Annotated in this window: 14 protein-coding genes; 7 read left to right on the forward strand and 7 right to left on the reverse strand. The window is 43.9% G+C overall.

The genetic code is table 11. From position 1 onward, the window contains the following. The first annotated feature begins 232 nt into the window (after window positions 1–232). The 6 genes from ebsA to JGK22_RS28965 all read left to right on the forward strand — a co-directional run bounded on the left by ebsA (window position 233) and on the right by JGK22_RS28965 (window position 5,871). The gene (gene ebsA, locus JGK22_RS28940; RefSeq protein WP_293184323.1) at window positions 233–607 is read left to right on the forward strand and encodes a type IV pilus biogenesis protein EbsA; all 375 of its coding nucleotides are present in this window, start codon (window positions 233–235) and stop codon (window positions 605–607) included. Between the two features lie 1,217 nt (window positions 608–1,824). Next, window positions 1,825–2,922 carry a phosphotransacetylase family protein gene (locus JGK22_RS28945; protein WP_293184320.1) on the forward strand — a complete coding sequence of 366 codons (1,098 nt, stop codon included), beginning with the start codon at window positions 1,825–1,827 and terminating at the stop codon, window positions 2,920–2,922. A 314-nt stretch (window positions 2,923–3,236) separates the two neighbouring features. Further along, window positions 3,237–3,740, forward strand: coding sequence for a DNA recombination-mediator protein A (locus JGK22_RS28950; protein ID WP_293131869.1), 504 nt, complete (start codon window positions 3,237–3,239; stop codon window positions 3,738–3,740). Window positions 3,741–3,755: 15 nt separating this feature from the next. After that, on the forward strand, window positions 3,756–4,172 hold the full coding sequence (locus JGK22_RS28955; protein ID WP_293184317.1) for an MAPEG family protein: 417 nt from the start codon (window positions 3,756–3,758) through the stop codon (window positions 4,170–4,172). Window positions 4,173–4,394: 222 nt separating this feature from the next. Continuing rightward, window positions 4,395–4,886, forward strand: coding sequence for a YajQ family cyclic di-GMP-binding protein (locus tag JGK22_RS28960; RefSeq protein WP_293184314.1), 492 nt, complete (start codon window positions 4,395–4,397; stop codon window positions 4,884–4,886). A gap of 4 nt (window positions 4,887–4,890) precedes the next feature. Then, window positions 4,891–5,871, forward strand: coding sequence for an SGNH/GDSL hydrolase family protein (locus JGK22_RS28965; protein WP_293190812.1), 981 nt, complete (start codon window positions 4,891–4,893; stop codon window positions 5,869–5,871). A 252-nt stretch (window positions 5,872–6,123) separates the two neighbouring features. Here JGK22_RS28965 and JGK22_RS28970 read toward each other — a convergent pair whose 3' ends face one another. Beyond that, the gene (locus tag JGK22_RS28970) at window positions 6,124–7,788 is read right to left on the reverse strand and encodes a mucoidy inhibitor MuiA family protein (RefSeq protein WP_293196143.1); all 1,665 of its coding nucleotides are present in this window, start codon (window positions 7,786–7,788) and stop codon (window positions 6,124–6,126) included. A 425-nt stretch (window positions 7,789–8,213) separates the two neighbouring features. Next, entirely contained in the window at window positions 8,214–9,650 is a 1,437-nt protein-coding gene (locus tag JGK22_RS28975; RefSeq protein ID WP_293184306.1) for an alpha/beta hydrolase, read from the reverse strand. Between the two features lie 294 nt (window positions 9,651–9,944). Here JGK22_RS28975 and JGK22_RS28980 point away from each other — a divergent pair, with 294 nt between their 5' ends. After that, a complete protein-coding gene (locus tag JGK22_RS28980; RefSeq protein WP_293196139.1) occupies window positions 9,945–10,127 on the forward strand; it encodes a hypothetical protein in 183 nt (60 codons plus the stop codon). 204 nt (window positions 10,128–10,331) lie between these two features. Here JGK22_RS28980 and JGK22_RS28985 read toward each other — a convergent pair whose 3' ends face one another. The 5 genes from JGK22_RS28985 to JGK22_RS29005 all read right to left on the reverse strand — a co-directional run. Further along, a complete protein-coding gene (locus JGK22_RS28985) occupies window positions 10,332–11,222 on the reverse strand; it encodes a methylenetetrahydrofolate reductase (protein WP_293184303.1) in 891 nt (296 codons plus the stop codon). A 186-nt stretch (window positions 11,223–11,408) separates the two neighbouring features. After that, on the reverse strand, window positions 11,409–12,419 hold the full coding sequence (gene trpS / locus JGK22_RS28990; protein WP_293213251.1) for a tryptophan--tRNA ligase: 1,011 nt from the start codon (window positions 12,417–12,419) through the stop codon (window positions 11,409–11,411). 248 nt (window positions 12,420–12,667) lie between these two features. Further along, a complete protein-coding gene (locus JGK22_RS28995; protein ID WP_293184297.1) occupies window positions 12,668–14,071 on the reverse strand; it encodes a hypothetical protein in 1,404 nt (467 codons plus the stop codon). Between the two features lie 16 nt (window positions 14,072–14,087). Further along, window positions 14,088–14,405, reverse strand: a complete 318-nt coding sequence (locus JGK22_RS29000) for a hypothetical protein (RefSeq protein WP_293184294.1) — start codon at window positions 14,403–14,405, stop codon at window positions 14,088–14,090. Between the two features lie 195 nt (window positions 14,406–14,600). Continuing rightward, window positions 14,601–16,776: CHAT domain-containing protein (locus JGK22_RS29005; RefSeq protein ID WP_293203140.1), on the reverse strand; the 2,176-nt coding region annotated here is incomplete at its 5' end.

The raw sequence follows: 16,776 nt of genomic DNA on the forward strand, positions 1-16,776 counted from the left end.
ACAAGGGTATGGCTTTTCTAATTTTGATAATTTTAGAAATCGCGTATTAGCTTGTTTCTTGCATTAGATAAAATTATCACCATAAGTTCTGGAGAGCCATCTGTTCTTGTAAATCTAAAATCTAAAATCTAAAATCCCCAAATCCAAAATAGACTGAGTTTTGCTTGCGATCGACCAGGAATATCTGCTAGTTTTTGCAGATGATCTCAACCCACTGTCAGGATGCGGAAATATGTCTCTTCCTCAACTGAAACCAGCCGACGACAAAGAAGTGAAAGTCTACGCGCCTTTCTATCAAGAGCCCAGGCGCAAGTTCTTGCCCCACGCTATTGGCCTCTACAAGCTCAAAAGCTTGGAGGGGGCAAGAAAAATTGACGGCGGCGAAGATATACCCTTTGTCGCTAGTTGGAATATCTCGTCGCTGCCGATGGATTTGACCCGCTGTCGGGTGTTGTTTGACGGTAATGCTGAACTCAGCTACGAAGTGACTATGCAAAGTTCTGAGTTTGTCAGTTGTTTAATTGAGGTACTCCTAACTTTTCAGCGGACTCGTACCGTCGATTTTTCTAAAACGTTTTACCGCAAGCTGATGCGTATGGATGACTAATTTTCACCGCACCCGCGCTCCCAAAAGTTTGTAATTGATTGCGGCCCTAAAATGCGCGCTAATAATGTAATGCCATCGGGACGGCGAGATTATATTATTGGTGCGCTATTTCTATTTTGAGGAGTTACGCGCTTGCGACAAGAGTGAAACTCGGTTTCTACGAGATTTTGTGTTTAGGATCGCGAATTAAATAACTTACAATTTTAATTGTTATGGTGGGATGGGCGGGACGCCCATCCCACTTTCAAGAGTGGAAGTTATTTAATTTTCATTCCTTAGTAACGAGAAATCTACGAATAAACCGAGTTTCTCGCCTCCCATGCGCAAGCCTTGTATTTCAGAAGGCGCAATACTATAGCCCAATACTGTTCACTTAAGACAGATCCCCCCTAACCCCCCTTCCCAAGGGGAGTAGGGGGTGGGACAAGAAAGCTCTTAAAGTCCCCCTTCTTAAGGGGGATTTAGGGGGATATCCGGGGCATAAAAAGTGTTAAGTGAACCGTATTGTACTATAGCCTTGCTCAACAACAGCGATCGACGCTTGAATTTTTCGTAATTGGTAACTTAGGAATGAGAATTAAATAACTTACAATTTTTATTATTCTTGTGGAATGGGCGTCCCGCCCGTCCTTTCTGAACGGGCGGGACGCCCATTCCACAAATATGTGTAAATTATTTAATTTGCGCTCCTTAGTCCTGGACGTAGGTGTTGGCAGAAACCGGGCTTTTTTACGAAAATACTAGCCCAAAAAACTCACATTTTGTGAAAAACCCAGTTTCTTGAGGTTTGTTTGTAAGCCATGTAATTAAGGATCCCGTGTACCTTACGGAAATTGAGAATCGCTATAACTGAGTTATTGCATCATTAGACAAGAGTGCAAAAATTGCTTTCCTATATTGAAAGGCCTCTGCGTCTATTATATACGTTGCATCTGCCTTGATCGATAGGTTTATTTATCACTCAAATATTTATTATAAAATTATTATTTTTAAATGCTGTTGACAAATAGTTCTTAACAACCGAAAATCGAAAAAACATGAAAATAAAGATGTAAAAAAAGCTAACAAAAGGGTGGCGAACAAATGAATAAAAGTTCCCCTCAAAAAAACGCTCTGCACAAAAGTGACAAAATCGAGTATAATCATATTGCGAAATTGACTCGCAGTGCGAAAATACTGTTGAATAAACTAAATTTATTTAAATAGACAGGTGCAAATTGAGGAGAGAAGGCGTACCCAAATTGACTAAATATTTGCTGATCGGTTCGACAAAAGCTTACAGCGGCAAGTCCGCGATCGCCCTGGGGATGGCGCTGGCACTCCGGGAACAAGGAATGGCAATCGCCTACGGCAAACCGCTGGGAACCTGTTTCAGCTCGGAGGGAGCTGGAGTGGCGGAGGAAGATGTGCGGTTCGCGGTAGAGACGCTTAAACTCTCAGAAAGTCAGATGCCGTCAACACTGCTGTATTTGGACGAAGAGACGGTTCACAAGCGTTTGCGCCAAGAAGACAAGACAGATTACCGCCAGTCTCTGGCGCAATATTTGCAAAATCCCAGCGGAGACTTGGTGCTGTTAGAAGGCCCTGCTAATTTGGAGGAAGGCAGTCTGTTTGACTTGTCTTTGTCTCAAATCGCTGATGCCATTGATGCCTCTGTGCTGCTGGTAGTGCGCCCGATCGATCTTTATATAGACGATTTGCTGTCAGCGAAGCGGCGCTTGGGCTCGCGCTTGATAGGCGTCGTGCTCAACGATGTTCCCTCCGACAAACTTGAATCCGTAACTGCGACTGTGCGCCCTTTTCTGGAAGCTAGCGGTATTCCAGTTTTGGGAATGCTGCCGAGAAGCGCTTTGCTGCGGAGTGTCAGCGTCAAAGAATTAGTCCACCAATTGAAAGCTGATGTTCTCTGCCGTCGAGACCGCTTGGATTTGATGGTGGAAACCTTGACAATTGGTGCGATGAATGTTAGCTCAGCTATGAAGTATTTCCGCAAAGCCAGAAATATGGCGGTAGTCACCGGGGGCGATCGCACGGACATTCAGCTCGCGGCTCTGGAAAGCTCGACTCAGTGCTTAATTCTCACAGGCCACTTGCCTCCTTCTCCCTTGGTAATCGGCAGAGCAGAAGAAATGGAAATTCCAGTTTTATCTGTTGATTTGGATACCTTAACCACGGTGGAAATTATCGACAGCACCTTTGGCAGCGTGCGCCTGCACGAACGCATCAAGGTGGAATGCGTTACTCAGCTAATGGCAGAACACTTTGACCTTAAGGCCATGATGGCATCATTGGGTTTGGGCGATCGAGTTCATTAACAAGGCCACCGGATCTGAAGGTATTCGGCAGCGGGAACTGAGCGAACAACATATTCGGCAGAGGCAAGAAGGCAGAGAGGATTTTTGGTTTAAAAAATAAAAACTCAAAATTCTTAAATCCTCAATTTTTATTGAATCGTACCTTCTGCTCTGGCTGCCGAATGCTTTTAGACATTCTGCCTTCTGGGTTCCTCAAATCTCCCGCTCCTCTAGTCAGATACCGTTAATCAGCAATTCTTAACTTCTTTTTGGTGGCAATTGCTAGTTAGTCTGCTAGAATCCACAACGTAGTTTTATTTAATTTAATAAATTCTTTGAGTCAATCAATTGAGCTACCCAGAGTTGATGATTTTTTACAAGAACTTGCGGCGATCCAGCAAACAAGCTCCAAGCGGGTTGCTCTTTTGGGTTCTCGCCACGTTCCTATTACCCACCAGCAGCTAATTGAGATGCTGAGCTACGCCTTAGTTCTGGGAGGCAACCAGCTCATCACATCGGGGGCTACAGGCACCAATTCAGCCGCAATTCGGGGGGCAATGCGAGCAGATCCTAATCTGCTGACGGTGATTTTGCCGCAAAGCATGAGCCGCCAGCCTCGGGAGTCCCGCGAGCAGCTCGAACAAGTCATACATTTGGTAGAAAATCCCAAAAATGACAGCTTGTCTCTCCCGGAAGCCAGCGCCATGTGCAATCAGGAGATTATTTCTCGCTGTCAGCAACTGATCTGTTTTGCTTTTCACGAAAGCCACACTTTGCTGAAAACTTGCCAGGATGCGGAGGAACAGCGCAAAGTGGTTACTCTGTTCTATTTTGATTGAAATGCGAGGCGGATGATGTTGTTGGGATTGCCTGTGTCGGTTATTTTGCTTGATTCTGTTGCTGCTGCTGCTGCGCTGGTTTACGCACCGTTTTTGGTGGTTGCCCTTGCTCGGTTGCAGCTAGGCTATGACCAAGCAGCACCTCGCGCTATGTTTGATAGGTTGCCCGGTTACGCTCAGCGGGCAACTTGGGCTCACCAAAATTCGTTTGAGACGTTTATGCTGTTTTCAGCGGCGGCTTTGATGGCTTTTGTGACAGGAATAGATTCGGAGGCGGCGGGCTGGGCTGGAATCGCTTTTCCTGTAGCCCGATTGTTGTTTTCGGTTTTCTATATTCTGAATGTGCCTCTGGGGCGATCGCTCATGTTTGCGATTAGTTCTACTTGCACTTTCTCTTTATTCTATTTCAGTTTGATGGCTGTTAATGGGTAATTGTCAGTTGTCAGTTGTCAGTTGTTAGTTGTTAGTTGTTAGTTGTTAGTTGTTAGTTGTCATTAGTTGAGAGACGCTTAATTAATGACTAATTACCAACTACGAACTACTAACTACCAACCACCCATTCCCCATTCCCCATTCCCCATTCCCCATTCCCCAATGCCCTGCGCGGGCCAATGACCTGCGCGGGCCAATTACCAATTTACCAATTACTAATTTATGGCTGCTAATTATTCATTTGATATTGTCAGCGAGTTCGACAGGCAAGAATTAGTTAACGCCGTTGACCAAACAGTGCGGGAAATTCAAAGCCGCTACGACTTGAAAGATACCAAAACCACCGTGGAATTGGGCGCAGAATCGATTACTGTCAATACGGACAGCGAATTTACTCTCGATGCCATTCACACTGTTTTGCAAACAAAAGCCGCTAAGCGGAATTTATCTCTGAAAATTTTTGATTACGGCAAAATTGAAGCTGCTAGTGGTACTAGAGTACGCCAAGAAATCAAACTCAAAAAAGGGATTGATCAGGAAATTGCCAAAAAAATCACTAAATTAATTCGAGATGAATTTAAAAAAATTCAAGGCTCGATTCAAGGTGATGCAGTCCGCGTTTCTGCCAAGGATAAGGATGATTTGCAGTTGGTAATTCAACGCTTGAAGCAAGAAGATTATCCGATGGCTTTGCAGTTTACCAATTACAGGTAGGTTTGTGAAAGCTAGGTATTGGATGCCCGGTTGTGCGATCGCATCTTTGAGCGCGATCGAACTTACGTTGCGCTTGCTGGGATTCGGAAATCCTGCTTTGCTGCAAGCTGATGCTGAGGCTGGGTATATATTTGCACCAAATCAACTTGTATATCGTTTTGGCAATAGACTTCAGTACAATCAATTTTCTCAACGGTCTGAACAAATCGATTCAGCCAAGCCTGAAGGTACTATCAGAATTTTGATGACAGGAGACTCGGTTCTCAATGGCAATAATAGCACGGATCAGGCAGAAACTATTACAGAATTGTTGGCAGCGCGTTTGTTGGGCATCAAAAAGCAGGTTCAGGTGCTAAATGCTTCTGCGGGATCTTGGGGAATTGGCAATCAATTGGGATATATTCGGAAGTTTGGCACTTTTGAAAGCGATGCTGTGATTTTGCAAATTGGTACTCACGATTTGCTACAACCTTCAAGTACCAGCGCGGGACTCAAAAATAACCCCCTGATGCCGAATCGCCAACCGTTATTGGCAATTCAAGAAGTGTTTGACAGATACGTTATGCCCCGATTTTCCAGTGTTTTTGTGCCGAATTCCCCTGTGGGGGGTGTGCCGGTGCCGGAAACGCAACGGTTTAGGGAAAATATGCAGCGATTTGAGCAAATAGTGGCTTTGGTGCGAGAGTCGAATATTCCGTTGTTTGTGTTGTATACTTGCGATCGCTCCGATTTACTGCCGGTACCGAATCAGCCGAGGTTTAAATCCCAGTTTGTCGATCGGCTAAAAGCTTTGAAAATTCCACTCATAGACACTCACGCAGCCTGGTCAAAATTGCCGAAAACCACGGTAGAAAGTTATTTTCGGGATGGCGTACACCCCACAGCCCCAGCTTATGAATCAATCGCAGATTTATTGTTTCAGCAGTTGTGTACTGAGAAAAAATTAGCTGCTTGCTCATTAACCAATACCAATTCTGAAAAATAGTGCTACAGCAATCCTAAATGATTCACAAAATTTGTAGGGGTAGTGCCAAGAAAGCCTACCCCATATCTATCGGGCGATCGGGCGTGGGATTGCCCTTACAAGACTATGGAAGAGTGTTGCATCATTTTTTTAAATTAGTATTAATCTCAGCCGTTTCCGTACAAATGCTCGCTTTTAACTGATATTTAGCAATATTTTGCATAATTGATATAAGCTGTAGCTGGCGCTACAGCTTGAGAGTGTAAATCCTAATTAAATATCTAAACCGATGACTGTTAACTCGGGAGGATGTTCGACCACAAACTGGTAATATAACTCTTGCTTGGCTTGCGGTGGCATAGAGATTATCCATTCCAAGAGTCCCATTTCACCTGCTACTATCTTCGGATTAGTCTGAGTCAACCGCACTTTTATTTGCTCCTTTCGAGTGACTGGAAGTTGCTCTTTTAGTGTCAACTTAGCAGGCACTTGGTGCAAGTTGGTCAAAATTAACCGATAGGCGTAAGTCGTGCGCCGCTGATTGCCGATCAGTTTTTTATCGACTTGTCTTTCCACTAATTCTCGCTCTATTTTTAAGCCTTCATCTATTCCTAAATTAAGCTTAAATTCTTCGCCAGGGGAAACATTTTCTAACTGCACATTACCGACAAAAGTATTGTCGCGAAAGATATTGGCTTTACCGGGCAGCAGAGTTGCACCTGTCGTCGGATTGGTGACAATTGCTTGCAAATAAGCGAAACTGACTAAATGAGGAATGGCGATGTATTCAGGTTTAGAGGGATAATTATCGCTGAAAATAGTGACTTTGTGCGGTGTGCCGTCGCTGGGAATATTGGTATTTCCTCCGACTTGAAATGAAACGGTGCTGCCTTCTTTAGATACTCTTGCTGTCGCCGTTTGAGCTGCTATAGGTTCTGGTGCGGGAGCAGCACTTCGCATAGCCATCATTGCAAATTGTGGCTCGTTTTCCATCTCTAATTCTATATAATCTGTTCCTATTTCTGCATCCTCAGTCTGTACGCGTCGTGCTTTCATAAATTCTGGGGTTGGAGCAGGTTTTGGGCGAACAATATCGATAAACCAGGGTTGGAGTTTTGGTGGCAAAGTTCCCATTCCGGGTTTGGCTGTGGATAAAGTCAGCGCTACTCCCGTCCAATCTTCGCCTGTGTTTTGGTTGACTTCGGCTAGGTAATTGAGATTGATTTGGTTGTTGGTAGTATTGACTCGCAAGTCGTACAGGGGAGTCCAACGGGCTCGCGTTACTACATAGGAAACTTCTAGTTCAAAATTGCCGCTGCCGCTGGGTTCGATCGCCACAATGATGTTAAAACTTTGCTGGGAATAGGGAGTTTGTACTTGGCGCAACTGCTGGCGCAATGCTTCTATTTGCTTGTCTAAGTCTCGCTGCTGTCTTTCGTGTTGGGCGATCGCACTTATGTACTTTTTATAATTACTGCCTAAAAAATTGAGCAATTCGCCGGCTTCGTTCAAACCGATCTGCTGCTTGGAAATGCTGCTAGCAAAGGAACTGACGCTTTTTTCGCTCAAATTTTCAACAAAGTTGAGTTGAATTTTTCGGGAGGCGATTTGGTCTTTTATGGCGCGTTTTTGGGTTTCTAACTCTTGGATTTGTGCGGTTAATTCGGCGATGCGATCGCCCGTAGGTTCGCTGTGAAACAGAGTTTCGGTGTGCACTCCCAGCAATCGCACGGCGACTGTACCTGCACCGGTAGCCCTGACTGACTCGGTTTCGAGGGTTGTGGGGAGAGAGGCTACAGTTAATTCGCACTCGTTTCCCGTCAGGGCTACTGTGCCACGGCGGGTTATCAAAGCGCGATCGGTGTACACAGTAACTTCTGAAATTTGCGATTCTACTATTTTGATATTATCGCGATCGAGCAAATTTGAATCAGTCATTGCTACTAATGCCTTTACGAAACTCTTTTAATGGTTCCAATGGCGGCGCCAACAAAATGTAGCGCTTCCATAAAGATAAGTCTAACTCAGGCAGCAATTCGCTGCTAGCAATTCCCTCATCAGTAGAAACGCCCCAATAAATAGAAATATGTAACGAAAAGTAAACTTAACTAAAACCCTTTTCCGTTCTCCCTTCGGCCATCTGCCTTGTTTCCACGATAAATTTTCCTGTCTACTTACCTATAGCCTTTCTCAAAAAGGTGAGGTATGACTGACAGGTTATATAACGACTGAAACGTATAGGGCTCTCTTCCCAACAACGTACCTCATATTTTTGAGAATCGCTATATACCAATAGCAGTCCCGCTATATTTTTGGTAAGAACCAGATTAAAGTGAGAGCATCGCTTTCTTGCTCTACAAACCTTACTTTGGCTTCTCTACAAAAGTTAAAATAGAATTTTCTTTCGCTCTGTTTATTGGCATTGGTTCGCGATTCAGACGAATCTCAATAAGAGTAGTTGTAAAAGGACAGAAAAATTTAACTTTTGCATTTAGAAGATGATCTAAGTTCAATTCTGCATCCCATCTTCCATCTGACTGTTGTGGCTCGCCCTCTAGAGTAATTTTTCCACTTCCACAACCGTAATACGCCACAAGGCTAGTTCCAGATGAAACAATCAACTTCATACATAATTCAGAAAGGCTTTCCGGCTTCAGTTTACTTAAATTGACATGAAAACATCGCAAACTTTTGTCCTTAGTGTAGGTATGAACATCTAAATATGACTTGTCATCTAACCAAAATTCTTTGCCCTCTTTATCCTTCATCAAAAACTGAACATTCCAATCTGTAACTGGATCGAGACGCTCATCTACAACACGAATAATAAACTGTTGCCATTCTTCCCATTGCTCTCCTTTTGTATTTTTCATGCTCTCCATATGAGCTTGAGCCTTAGCTGTCCAGCTACCAAAACTGTCTTTATCAGAAACATCTAAAGCTTGTAGAACCAACTCAATAAAGTCTGGATTTTTTCTAGGATTATGCACAATTGTATTGTGATTGTGACCATCAATTAGCACCAGTGGAATATCAATCTGGTGTTCTGGATGTTCGTCTGGTTTGCCTCGTTCTTCTACAGGCTTGTCTTTATTTTGAGATGGATCTTGCGTCAAATCAAGAATTAATTTGCGGCTGTTAAGAGCGCAACCTGCCCATCTCACAGTACCATCAGATCCAGCAGTATTAGCTAATCCCCTCAATCCGTCATATCCCTGATTGCCACAGAAAATAAACACATAAGGCGTCTTGTTATCTTCGCCATAGTAGGGCTCATTTTTGGGTTTATTTTGGGCAGAGCCAATTAAGTCAAGATGAGCAAGATCCCAAGTGAAACGACTACCTAATTCAAGATTATCCAAAATCAGATTTCCAGCTTCGAGAAAATCAGGCCCAAGTATTTTATGTCCGGTTATAACCGAACCCAACCAACTTCTTCCTTTATGGGCTAAAGGAGAGCCAAAAGTTGCTGGTGCTAATCCAATCAAGTGTTTGAGGCGACTCCGACGATTGACATTAGCAGCATAGGCGTAAGTAGTTAACCAAGCGCGAATAACTAGCATTCCAGTTGAATGAACAATGGCATCAAATTCATCATCTTCAATATAGGAGCGAAGCACTCGGTCAAATGCTTCAGCAATATCTTTGATGGTTATCTCATTAGTAAGAGATTTATAGCTAGCTGTATGGAGGACTATAATCTCTCTGTTTTTGTAGTGAGTTTCAAGAATTTTTTCCCACTCACTAAAAGCCGTTGAATTAGCTGAGTAACCGTGTATGAGAACTATGGGGCGCGGCATAACTTAAGTCCTTAATTTGAACGTAGTTTCGACGATTATATATTAGTAGGTGAGCAACTAAGCCTTTTGGGTTAATTGTTTAATCATTCATTGTCTTTTGTACTTTTTTACAAGTTACTATTCAGAGATTTCCTAAATCAATTTGTGATTTTTTCCATAAAGAAGCTTTTTTTTTGATTGATGTACCAAATAAACAAAGCCTGAATATCTCAATCCCTTTGTTTCCAAGCATCTACAACTGTTGTAGCGATCGCACCGAGCGATCGCCCAGTCGCATTTTCGAGTGACACTCATTTGAGTGACACTCATTTGAGTGGCACTCCTAGAATTTCAGTGCTGCAAACGGGATTCTGTGAGTTGAGAGTGAGAAATGCGATCGGCTTTGTTGCAAGTAAATGGCTGGTACTACGGGTTTATTATTGTGGTGCGACTTCTGGCGGAGGGCTGCATCTGGTTTTTAAAGAGGGCGAACCGTGACCGGATATAAGTTATTAGTTATAATCTCATATTGACGGAGGTCGTGCGGGGAGCATCTCTGTTTTGCAAGAAGCATTTTTTATCTTCCGTGCTGTCCCCGCTCGCGTGTAGAAGCACGCGGGGACAGCGCTGTAAATGCAAAACTGAGATGCTCCCGAACCATGACTGTCCTGTGGATTTTAAAATGCTAGCAGTAACTCAATTTTAGCTCAGCGGCTCGATACCAGCCAAATCCAATATTTGCGGAATCAAATCTTCTCGCTTGACGGCCATCATGTGCACTCCTTGACACAATTGCCGCGCTAGTTTGACTTGTTCGGCTGCAATTCTTATGCCTTCCTGCAAGGGTTGTGGGGAGTTTGCCAAACGGTCGATCGTCTCTTGCGGTATGTGAACTCCCGGTACGTATTTTTTTATAAATTCAGCATTTTTAGCTGATTTAAACAAAAAGATTCCTGCTAAAATTGGTTTGTTGCAGCCAGCAGCAATTTGCTGCATAAACTTATCTAAAACGTCAAAATCTGTAATTAATTGGCTCTGAAAAAACTGGGCTCCAGCTTCGACTTTTTTCTCAAATCGGCTTTGTAAACCCGACCAACTGGGGCATTGCGGATCGACAGCGGCACCGACAAATAAATCGGTAACTCCGTCTGTTAAAGCTTTGTCATTCCAGTCAAGGCCGCCGTTCATTTTTTGAATGACTTGTAGCAGCCGCACTGATTCTAAATCGAATACACTTTTGGCCTTTGGATGGTCGCCTGCTTTGACTGGATCGCCGGTGAGTGCCAAGATATTATGGATGCCTAAGGCGTGCGCTCCCATGAGATCGGCTTGCAGGCCTATTTGATTGCGATCGCGACAAGCAACTTGACAAATCGGCTCAATTCCCCGCTGCAATAGAATTGCGGAAACGGCTAGGGGACACATTCGCAGAACTGCGCGGCTTCCGTCTGTGATGTTAATGGCGTGCACTCTGTTTTTCAGAAGTTCAGCCATTGCCAAGGTGTGCGCCATATCGCCACCTTTGGGCGGGGCAACTTCGGCGGTAATTATGAATTCTCCGGGAGTTGTACAGGCTGTGCGAAAACGGTTCATAGTTAGTTGACAGTTGACAGTTGACAGTTGACAGTTGGCAGTTGACAGTTGTTAGTTGTTATTTGTTAGTTGTTATTTGTTATTTGTTATTTGTTATTTGTTGTTTTTGAAGTTTTGCAATAACCAATAACCAGTAACCAATAACTAATAACCCATAACCAATAACCAATAACTAATAACTACTGACTAATTAGGTAGAGAATAACCAAAAGCAGTTTTAACCTTATTCAAAGTTTGGTTGGCAATAGTTTCTGCTTGTTCTCTTCCTTGACGGAGTACAGATTCTAAATATCCCGGTTCGTCCATTATTTCTTTGTATTTATCCTGAATAGGTTTGAGGGCATTAATTGTCGTCTCTGTCAACAATGGTTTGAAATCTCCCCAACCCATATTTTCACATTCCGCTGCTACTTCTTCCTTCGATTTGCCGGAAAGCAGGAGATAAAGTGTTAGCAAATTTCTCGCTTCTGGGCGATCGCGATCGTCGAAAGTTAAGCCCCGCACGGCATCGGTTTTGCAGCGCTTGATTTTTTTGCTAATTGTATCTGGCGAATCCAACAAATTAATTCTACTTTGTTCTGAAGGGTCAGATTTTGACATTTTACGCGTACCATCTGTCAAACTCATTACCCTCGCGCCCTCAGTCCGAATTAACGGTTCGGGCAGTTTCAAAATGGGTTTTTCTGGTGTACCGAATTGGTGGTTTAATCTGATGACAATATCGCGGGTGAGTTCCAAATGCTGTTTTTGGTCTTCTCCCACAGGCACTTTGTCGGCATCGTAAAGCAAGATGTCGGCTGCCATCAACACGGGATAATTTAGCAAGCCGGCGTTGACATTTTCGCCTTGTTTAACTGCTTTTTCTTTAAACTGAATCATATCTTCGAGCCAGTTAATCGGCGTAATGCAGTTGAGCAGCCATGCTAGTTCTGCGTGAGCCGAGACGTGGGATTGGATGAAAATAGTACAATATTCTAAATCGATGCCGCAAGCTAAATAGAGAGCGGCGAGTGTGTAACTGTCGGAGGCTAGGGTTGCTGGATTGTGCGGTGCCGTAATTGCGTGCAAATCGACTACGCACAAGTAATTTTCGTACTGGCTTTGACCTTCTACCCAGTTGCGAATGGCACCGAGATAGTTACCGAGGTGAAGATTGCCTGTTGGCTGAACTCCTGAAAGAACGCGCTGTTTGCCCATGAGGAAAGAATAGAATTGAAGTCACATTCTCTATATTGACACGTTATTTGGATCTCAGATGCTTTTTGTTGAAATTTATAAAAAATTTGGGGAAGATGACTCGGCGGTTGAAACCGCGTCTACACAAACGAAGTCCGCCTTCGCGGACTGAAGAATTAACGGGGTATTTAAGGTGGATTGTTTTTAGAAATAGGTTTAAATTCCAGTCTTAAAGAGTTCGCTGTCAACTGTCAACTATCAACGATCAACTATTTTTTCGGTTTAGTGCGCCACCAAGTGATGCCGGCTGCGAAAAGGGCGATCGCAAAACTCAAGGCAAAGGAAAATACAAAGGGATGCCACTGCATTAACACTGGGATTTGATGGTTTTGAACTGTCTGGAATACTTGGTCAGTGCCACTTGATGCTGCGATACCTCCGGCTGCTAAACCGACGCCGATCGCCTGTACTGTGCTTTGTAGGCGATCGTCCCGATATTTCTCTTTGTCCTCGCTGTTGCGGAGTGCGAGTTGGTTGGTGCGATCGCTCCTGGCTTGTTCTATTTCTACTATGCCGCGAATTGAGGCGATCGCCTGGTCGATTAAGTTTGTCCCGTGGCGGAAATATCCTAAGTCGCCTGCTATTTGCGATCGCATATAAGGAGCCGTTTTTCTACTGAAGTTATTTAATATTGATAGTTCTTCCTTATCGGTTCCTAGTATATCACATATTTTCTGCAAAATGTCAGTGTAATTGTTAAGATTTAGGGCAATTGTATTGTCATAATCTTCGAGTTTCCGCAGCAGGCGAGTATAAGTTACAGCTTTGCTGAAGAGTTGCTTTAGCTGTTCCTGAAATTCTTGCAATTGGGCGGCAGTTAAGAGGGTTCCTCTGGAAAATTGAGCCTGCAATATCTCCACATTTTTCTCAATAATGCCGTATTCGCGATCGAGTTCGTCGTAAATCAGGCGGCTGTCTTGAAAAACTTTGATGATTTTGTTGCGGTAAAATAGTAGGTCAAATATTTCTTCCTGGCAAGTGTTAAAATTTTCGTCGGTTTGTTTGTCAACAAGCAGCCAGACAAGCAAATGGCGGTAATTCGCAATATCGATAATTGAACCGTATTCAAAAATTGGACTGCCGAATAATTTCCCGGAACAGTAGAATGGAGGTAGTGAATCGCCTTGGAATAAAGCATTGCGGCAATTATCAGCAAGAGGTTTGAGGGCATCTAAATTATCTGATGAGTTTTCGGGAAGCCATGCGGTAATCAGGAGAGTTTGACCTAAAAAGTTGTCATCGCCATCGATAAGTAAGGCTTGATTTGGGTTAAATTTCTGGATTAAATCGACATCTACATTATCAGCCGTGCCATCTTCCGGGCAACCGATGTTTAAGCAGAAAGCATAGCTATCTTTTTGAATTTGTAGCGGTTGTACAAAACCTTCTATGGGTGGATAGCTGTTGAATCCTAGGGAGACATTGGGAAGTAAATCGTTGCGGTTGCTGTGGGAATTTTGGGGAAAAACTAGATTGGGTGTTACCCTTTCATCGGTGAAGTTGGCGAGGATATTGTCGCAGTGTTTCCAGAGAGGATTATTGCTGCCCTTACTGTTTCTTTGCAGTTGGAAAGCGTATAAATAAACATTGGGGGCAGAAATTATATCACTCATGTTATTGGCGCGGTGGCTAGGATTTGGGAAGGCGTTTTTTGAGATTTTCCGGTAATTCTGGGTAGCGGTTTGATAGTCTTTCGTTTACTCCTTCTGTCTTGGTGGCTTCTGGTTTTAGTTTTCTAGCCGTTAAATTGATTTCATCTGTTATTTTAGGATAGTCTGCACACCAATTACCAATGGCATCGGCTACTTCCTTGTTGGATGAATCCGCCATCTGGGATATCGTGTTGCTGAGATTTGCTAAAGCGTCAACCGCCCCGCCTTGTTCAAATATTTCGGGTTTGGTTTCAAAGACTTTTAGGAAGCCTGCAATAAATTGTTCATCTGTCATTGCTAATTTCTCCTTTCATTATACTAAGGTCAAAGAAACCGGGTTTCTATGATAAATCTCAACGGGAACAAAAAATCTCGGAAGAAACCCGGTTTCTGATACCCACACTTATTGCCGAAAAGAAACCGGGTTTCTATGATAAATCTCAACGGGAACAAAAAATCTCCGCAGAAACCCGGTTTCTGATACCCACCCTTATTGTCCAACTGCACAGAAAGCGGCCCAGTATACGGGAGACTCATAAGGTTGATAATCTTGTTTGTAACCGCGATTGTATCTGTTTTGAATTGTCTGTTTATGTTCGTGACTCAGCAACTGCGACACTTCCACCCATTCTAGCAAACTTTTAACAGTCAAACTCCGCAGCCACAACTGAGACTCCCGCAAAGCAATCGACACAGCGGGCCGACTTTCTGAACGAAATAACTCATAAAATCTTATCATTAAAATCGCCGTAGATACATCATTGACAGCCCATAATGTGCTAATCACATTCGTGGTTCCGGCGTACAAAAAACCGCTAGTCAATCCGATATACTCATCTGTGCTATTCCTGGCATCGGTTAACCCAGTTTCGCAGGCAGAAAGGGCTACTAAACGACACTTACTTAACTGCAAATCAAAGATTTCTGTCAGAGTCAGGCATTCTGTGATGTCGTAGGTTTCGCCTCGGCGGGAACGAATGTAACGCTTTTCTTCGGAGGGAACGCCATCGCTGGCAATTTTTGCGCCGGCTAGGATTAATGCGGATTTTTCGGGATTATCAAAGTCGAAGAAGCCGTGACAGGAAAAGTGGGCGATGTCGGCATTTTGCAAGCTGGCAATTTGTTGTTGCAATCCTGCTTTACTTGCCTTTTCCCGACTCAATATTTCGGCGGGATTGAAAGATTTGGCAATGGCTTCGACTTCGATGTCGGTGAAGTCTAAATCTTCTGTGGGGTTTTGGATGGCAAAAAATTTGCTGGGTGATGTGTCTTCGGCTGTCAGATTTACCCGCTGAGATAATTGCAAAAGTTGGCAACTGGGTGTGTATCTCACGCCGCCTGGGAAAAGTTCGAGAAGACATCCAGTTTCTACGGTTTTGTCGGCTTTTTGTCGGCTGCTGGTGAGGGCGTGTAGGGGGAATAGGTGCAAGTATCGGAAGGGAACTAAGATTAATTTTTGGCAGTTTTCGGGAATATAGCGGGCGATTATTTCATTGATGTGGAGAATCTCGGCTAATTTTTCCAGGCGGGCTTCTAGTTGATTTCCCCAGTTGTCGGTTTCCTCGTCGGTGTAGTCATCGATATATTCCTGCTGAAACTCTTCTAATGCTTGCAAGCCTGCATCGGAAGATTCCCAGACATCGGGTTTGGTGGAGTCGCGGGTAATAATGAAAACTTTAAAGTTGTATCGGGTAATGTACCATTCCAAAATTGCCTCATTTTCAGCTAGCAGGCTGCGAATTTCTGCAAAACTAATCCGCTGTACTCGATCGGGGAGGCTGCGGGCTTTGTGAAACAGTTCTACGAGGTTTCGGGTTTTGCTGCGTTCGACATATTCTAGGGCGGCGGTGGAGTTTTCCATTGCTAGGCAAACTTCTACCATTACCTGATAAAGGTCATTCCATTCTTCGGCTAATTTCTGCCTGTCTGCTTCGCCGCCGATAATGATTTCACTCCGCATTAATTCGACTGTCTCGATGGCAGAGTTAAGGGTATTGTAAGCTTCTGGGAGTTGGGAATTATCCCAGTAGGCAACTCCGAGATTATATAAAGTTGTAGCATGCTCGATCGGAAAATCCTTGCGAGTGTGAACTTCTAAAGCTGCCAGATAAGCCTCGATCGCCAGTTCCAAATTCTCGGCTTTTTCCCCTCTGATTCTGTTTTGGTAGGCCATCCCCAAATTATTTTGACACGTTGCCCATTCAAAGGGAAATGCGTCGCGGGTGTAAATCTCTAAGGCTGCCTCAAAAGCTGCGATCGCCAGTTCCAAATTCTCGGCTTTTTTCCCTCTGATTCTGTTTTGGTAGGCCATCCCCAAATTATTTTGACTCCTTGCCCATTCAAAGGGAAATGCGTCGCGGGTGTAAATCTCTAAGGCTGCCTCAAAAGCTGCGATCGCCAGTTCCAAATTCTCGGCTTTCTCCCCTCTGATTCTATAGAGGTAGGCAGTCGCCAAATTATTTTGACTCCTTGCCCAGTCTTCGGGAAATGCGTCGCGGGTCCAAATTTCCAAGGATGCCTCAAAAGCTGCGATCGCGGCTTCGAGATTCTCTGCTTTTTCCCCTCTAATTCTGTAGAGGTAGGCATTCGCCAAATTATTTTGACTCCTTGCCCAGTCTTCGGGAAATGCGTCGCGGGTGTAAATCTCCAAGGATGCCAGATAAGCT

It is taken from the genome of Microcoleus sp. PH2017_08_TRC_O_A, from assembly GCF_020738665.1.
Taxonomy (GTDB): Bacteria; Cyanobacteriota; Cyanobacteriia; order Cyanobacteriales; family Microcoleaceae; genus Microcoleus.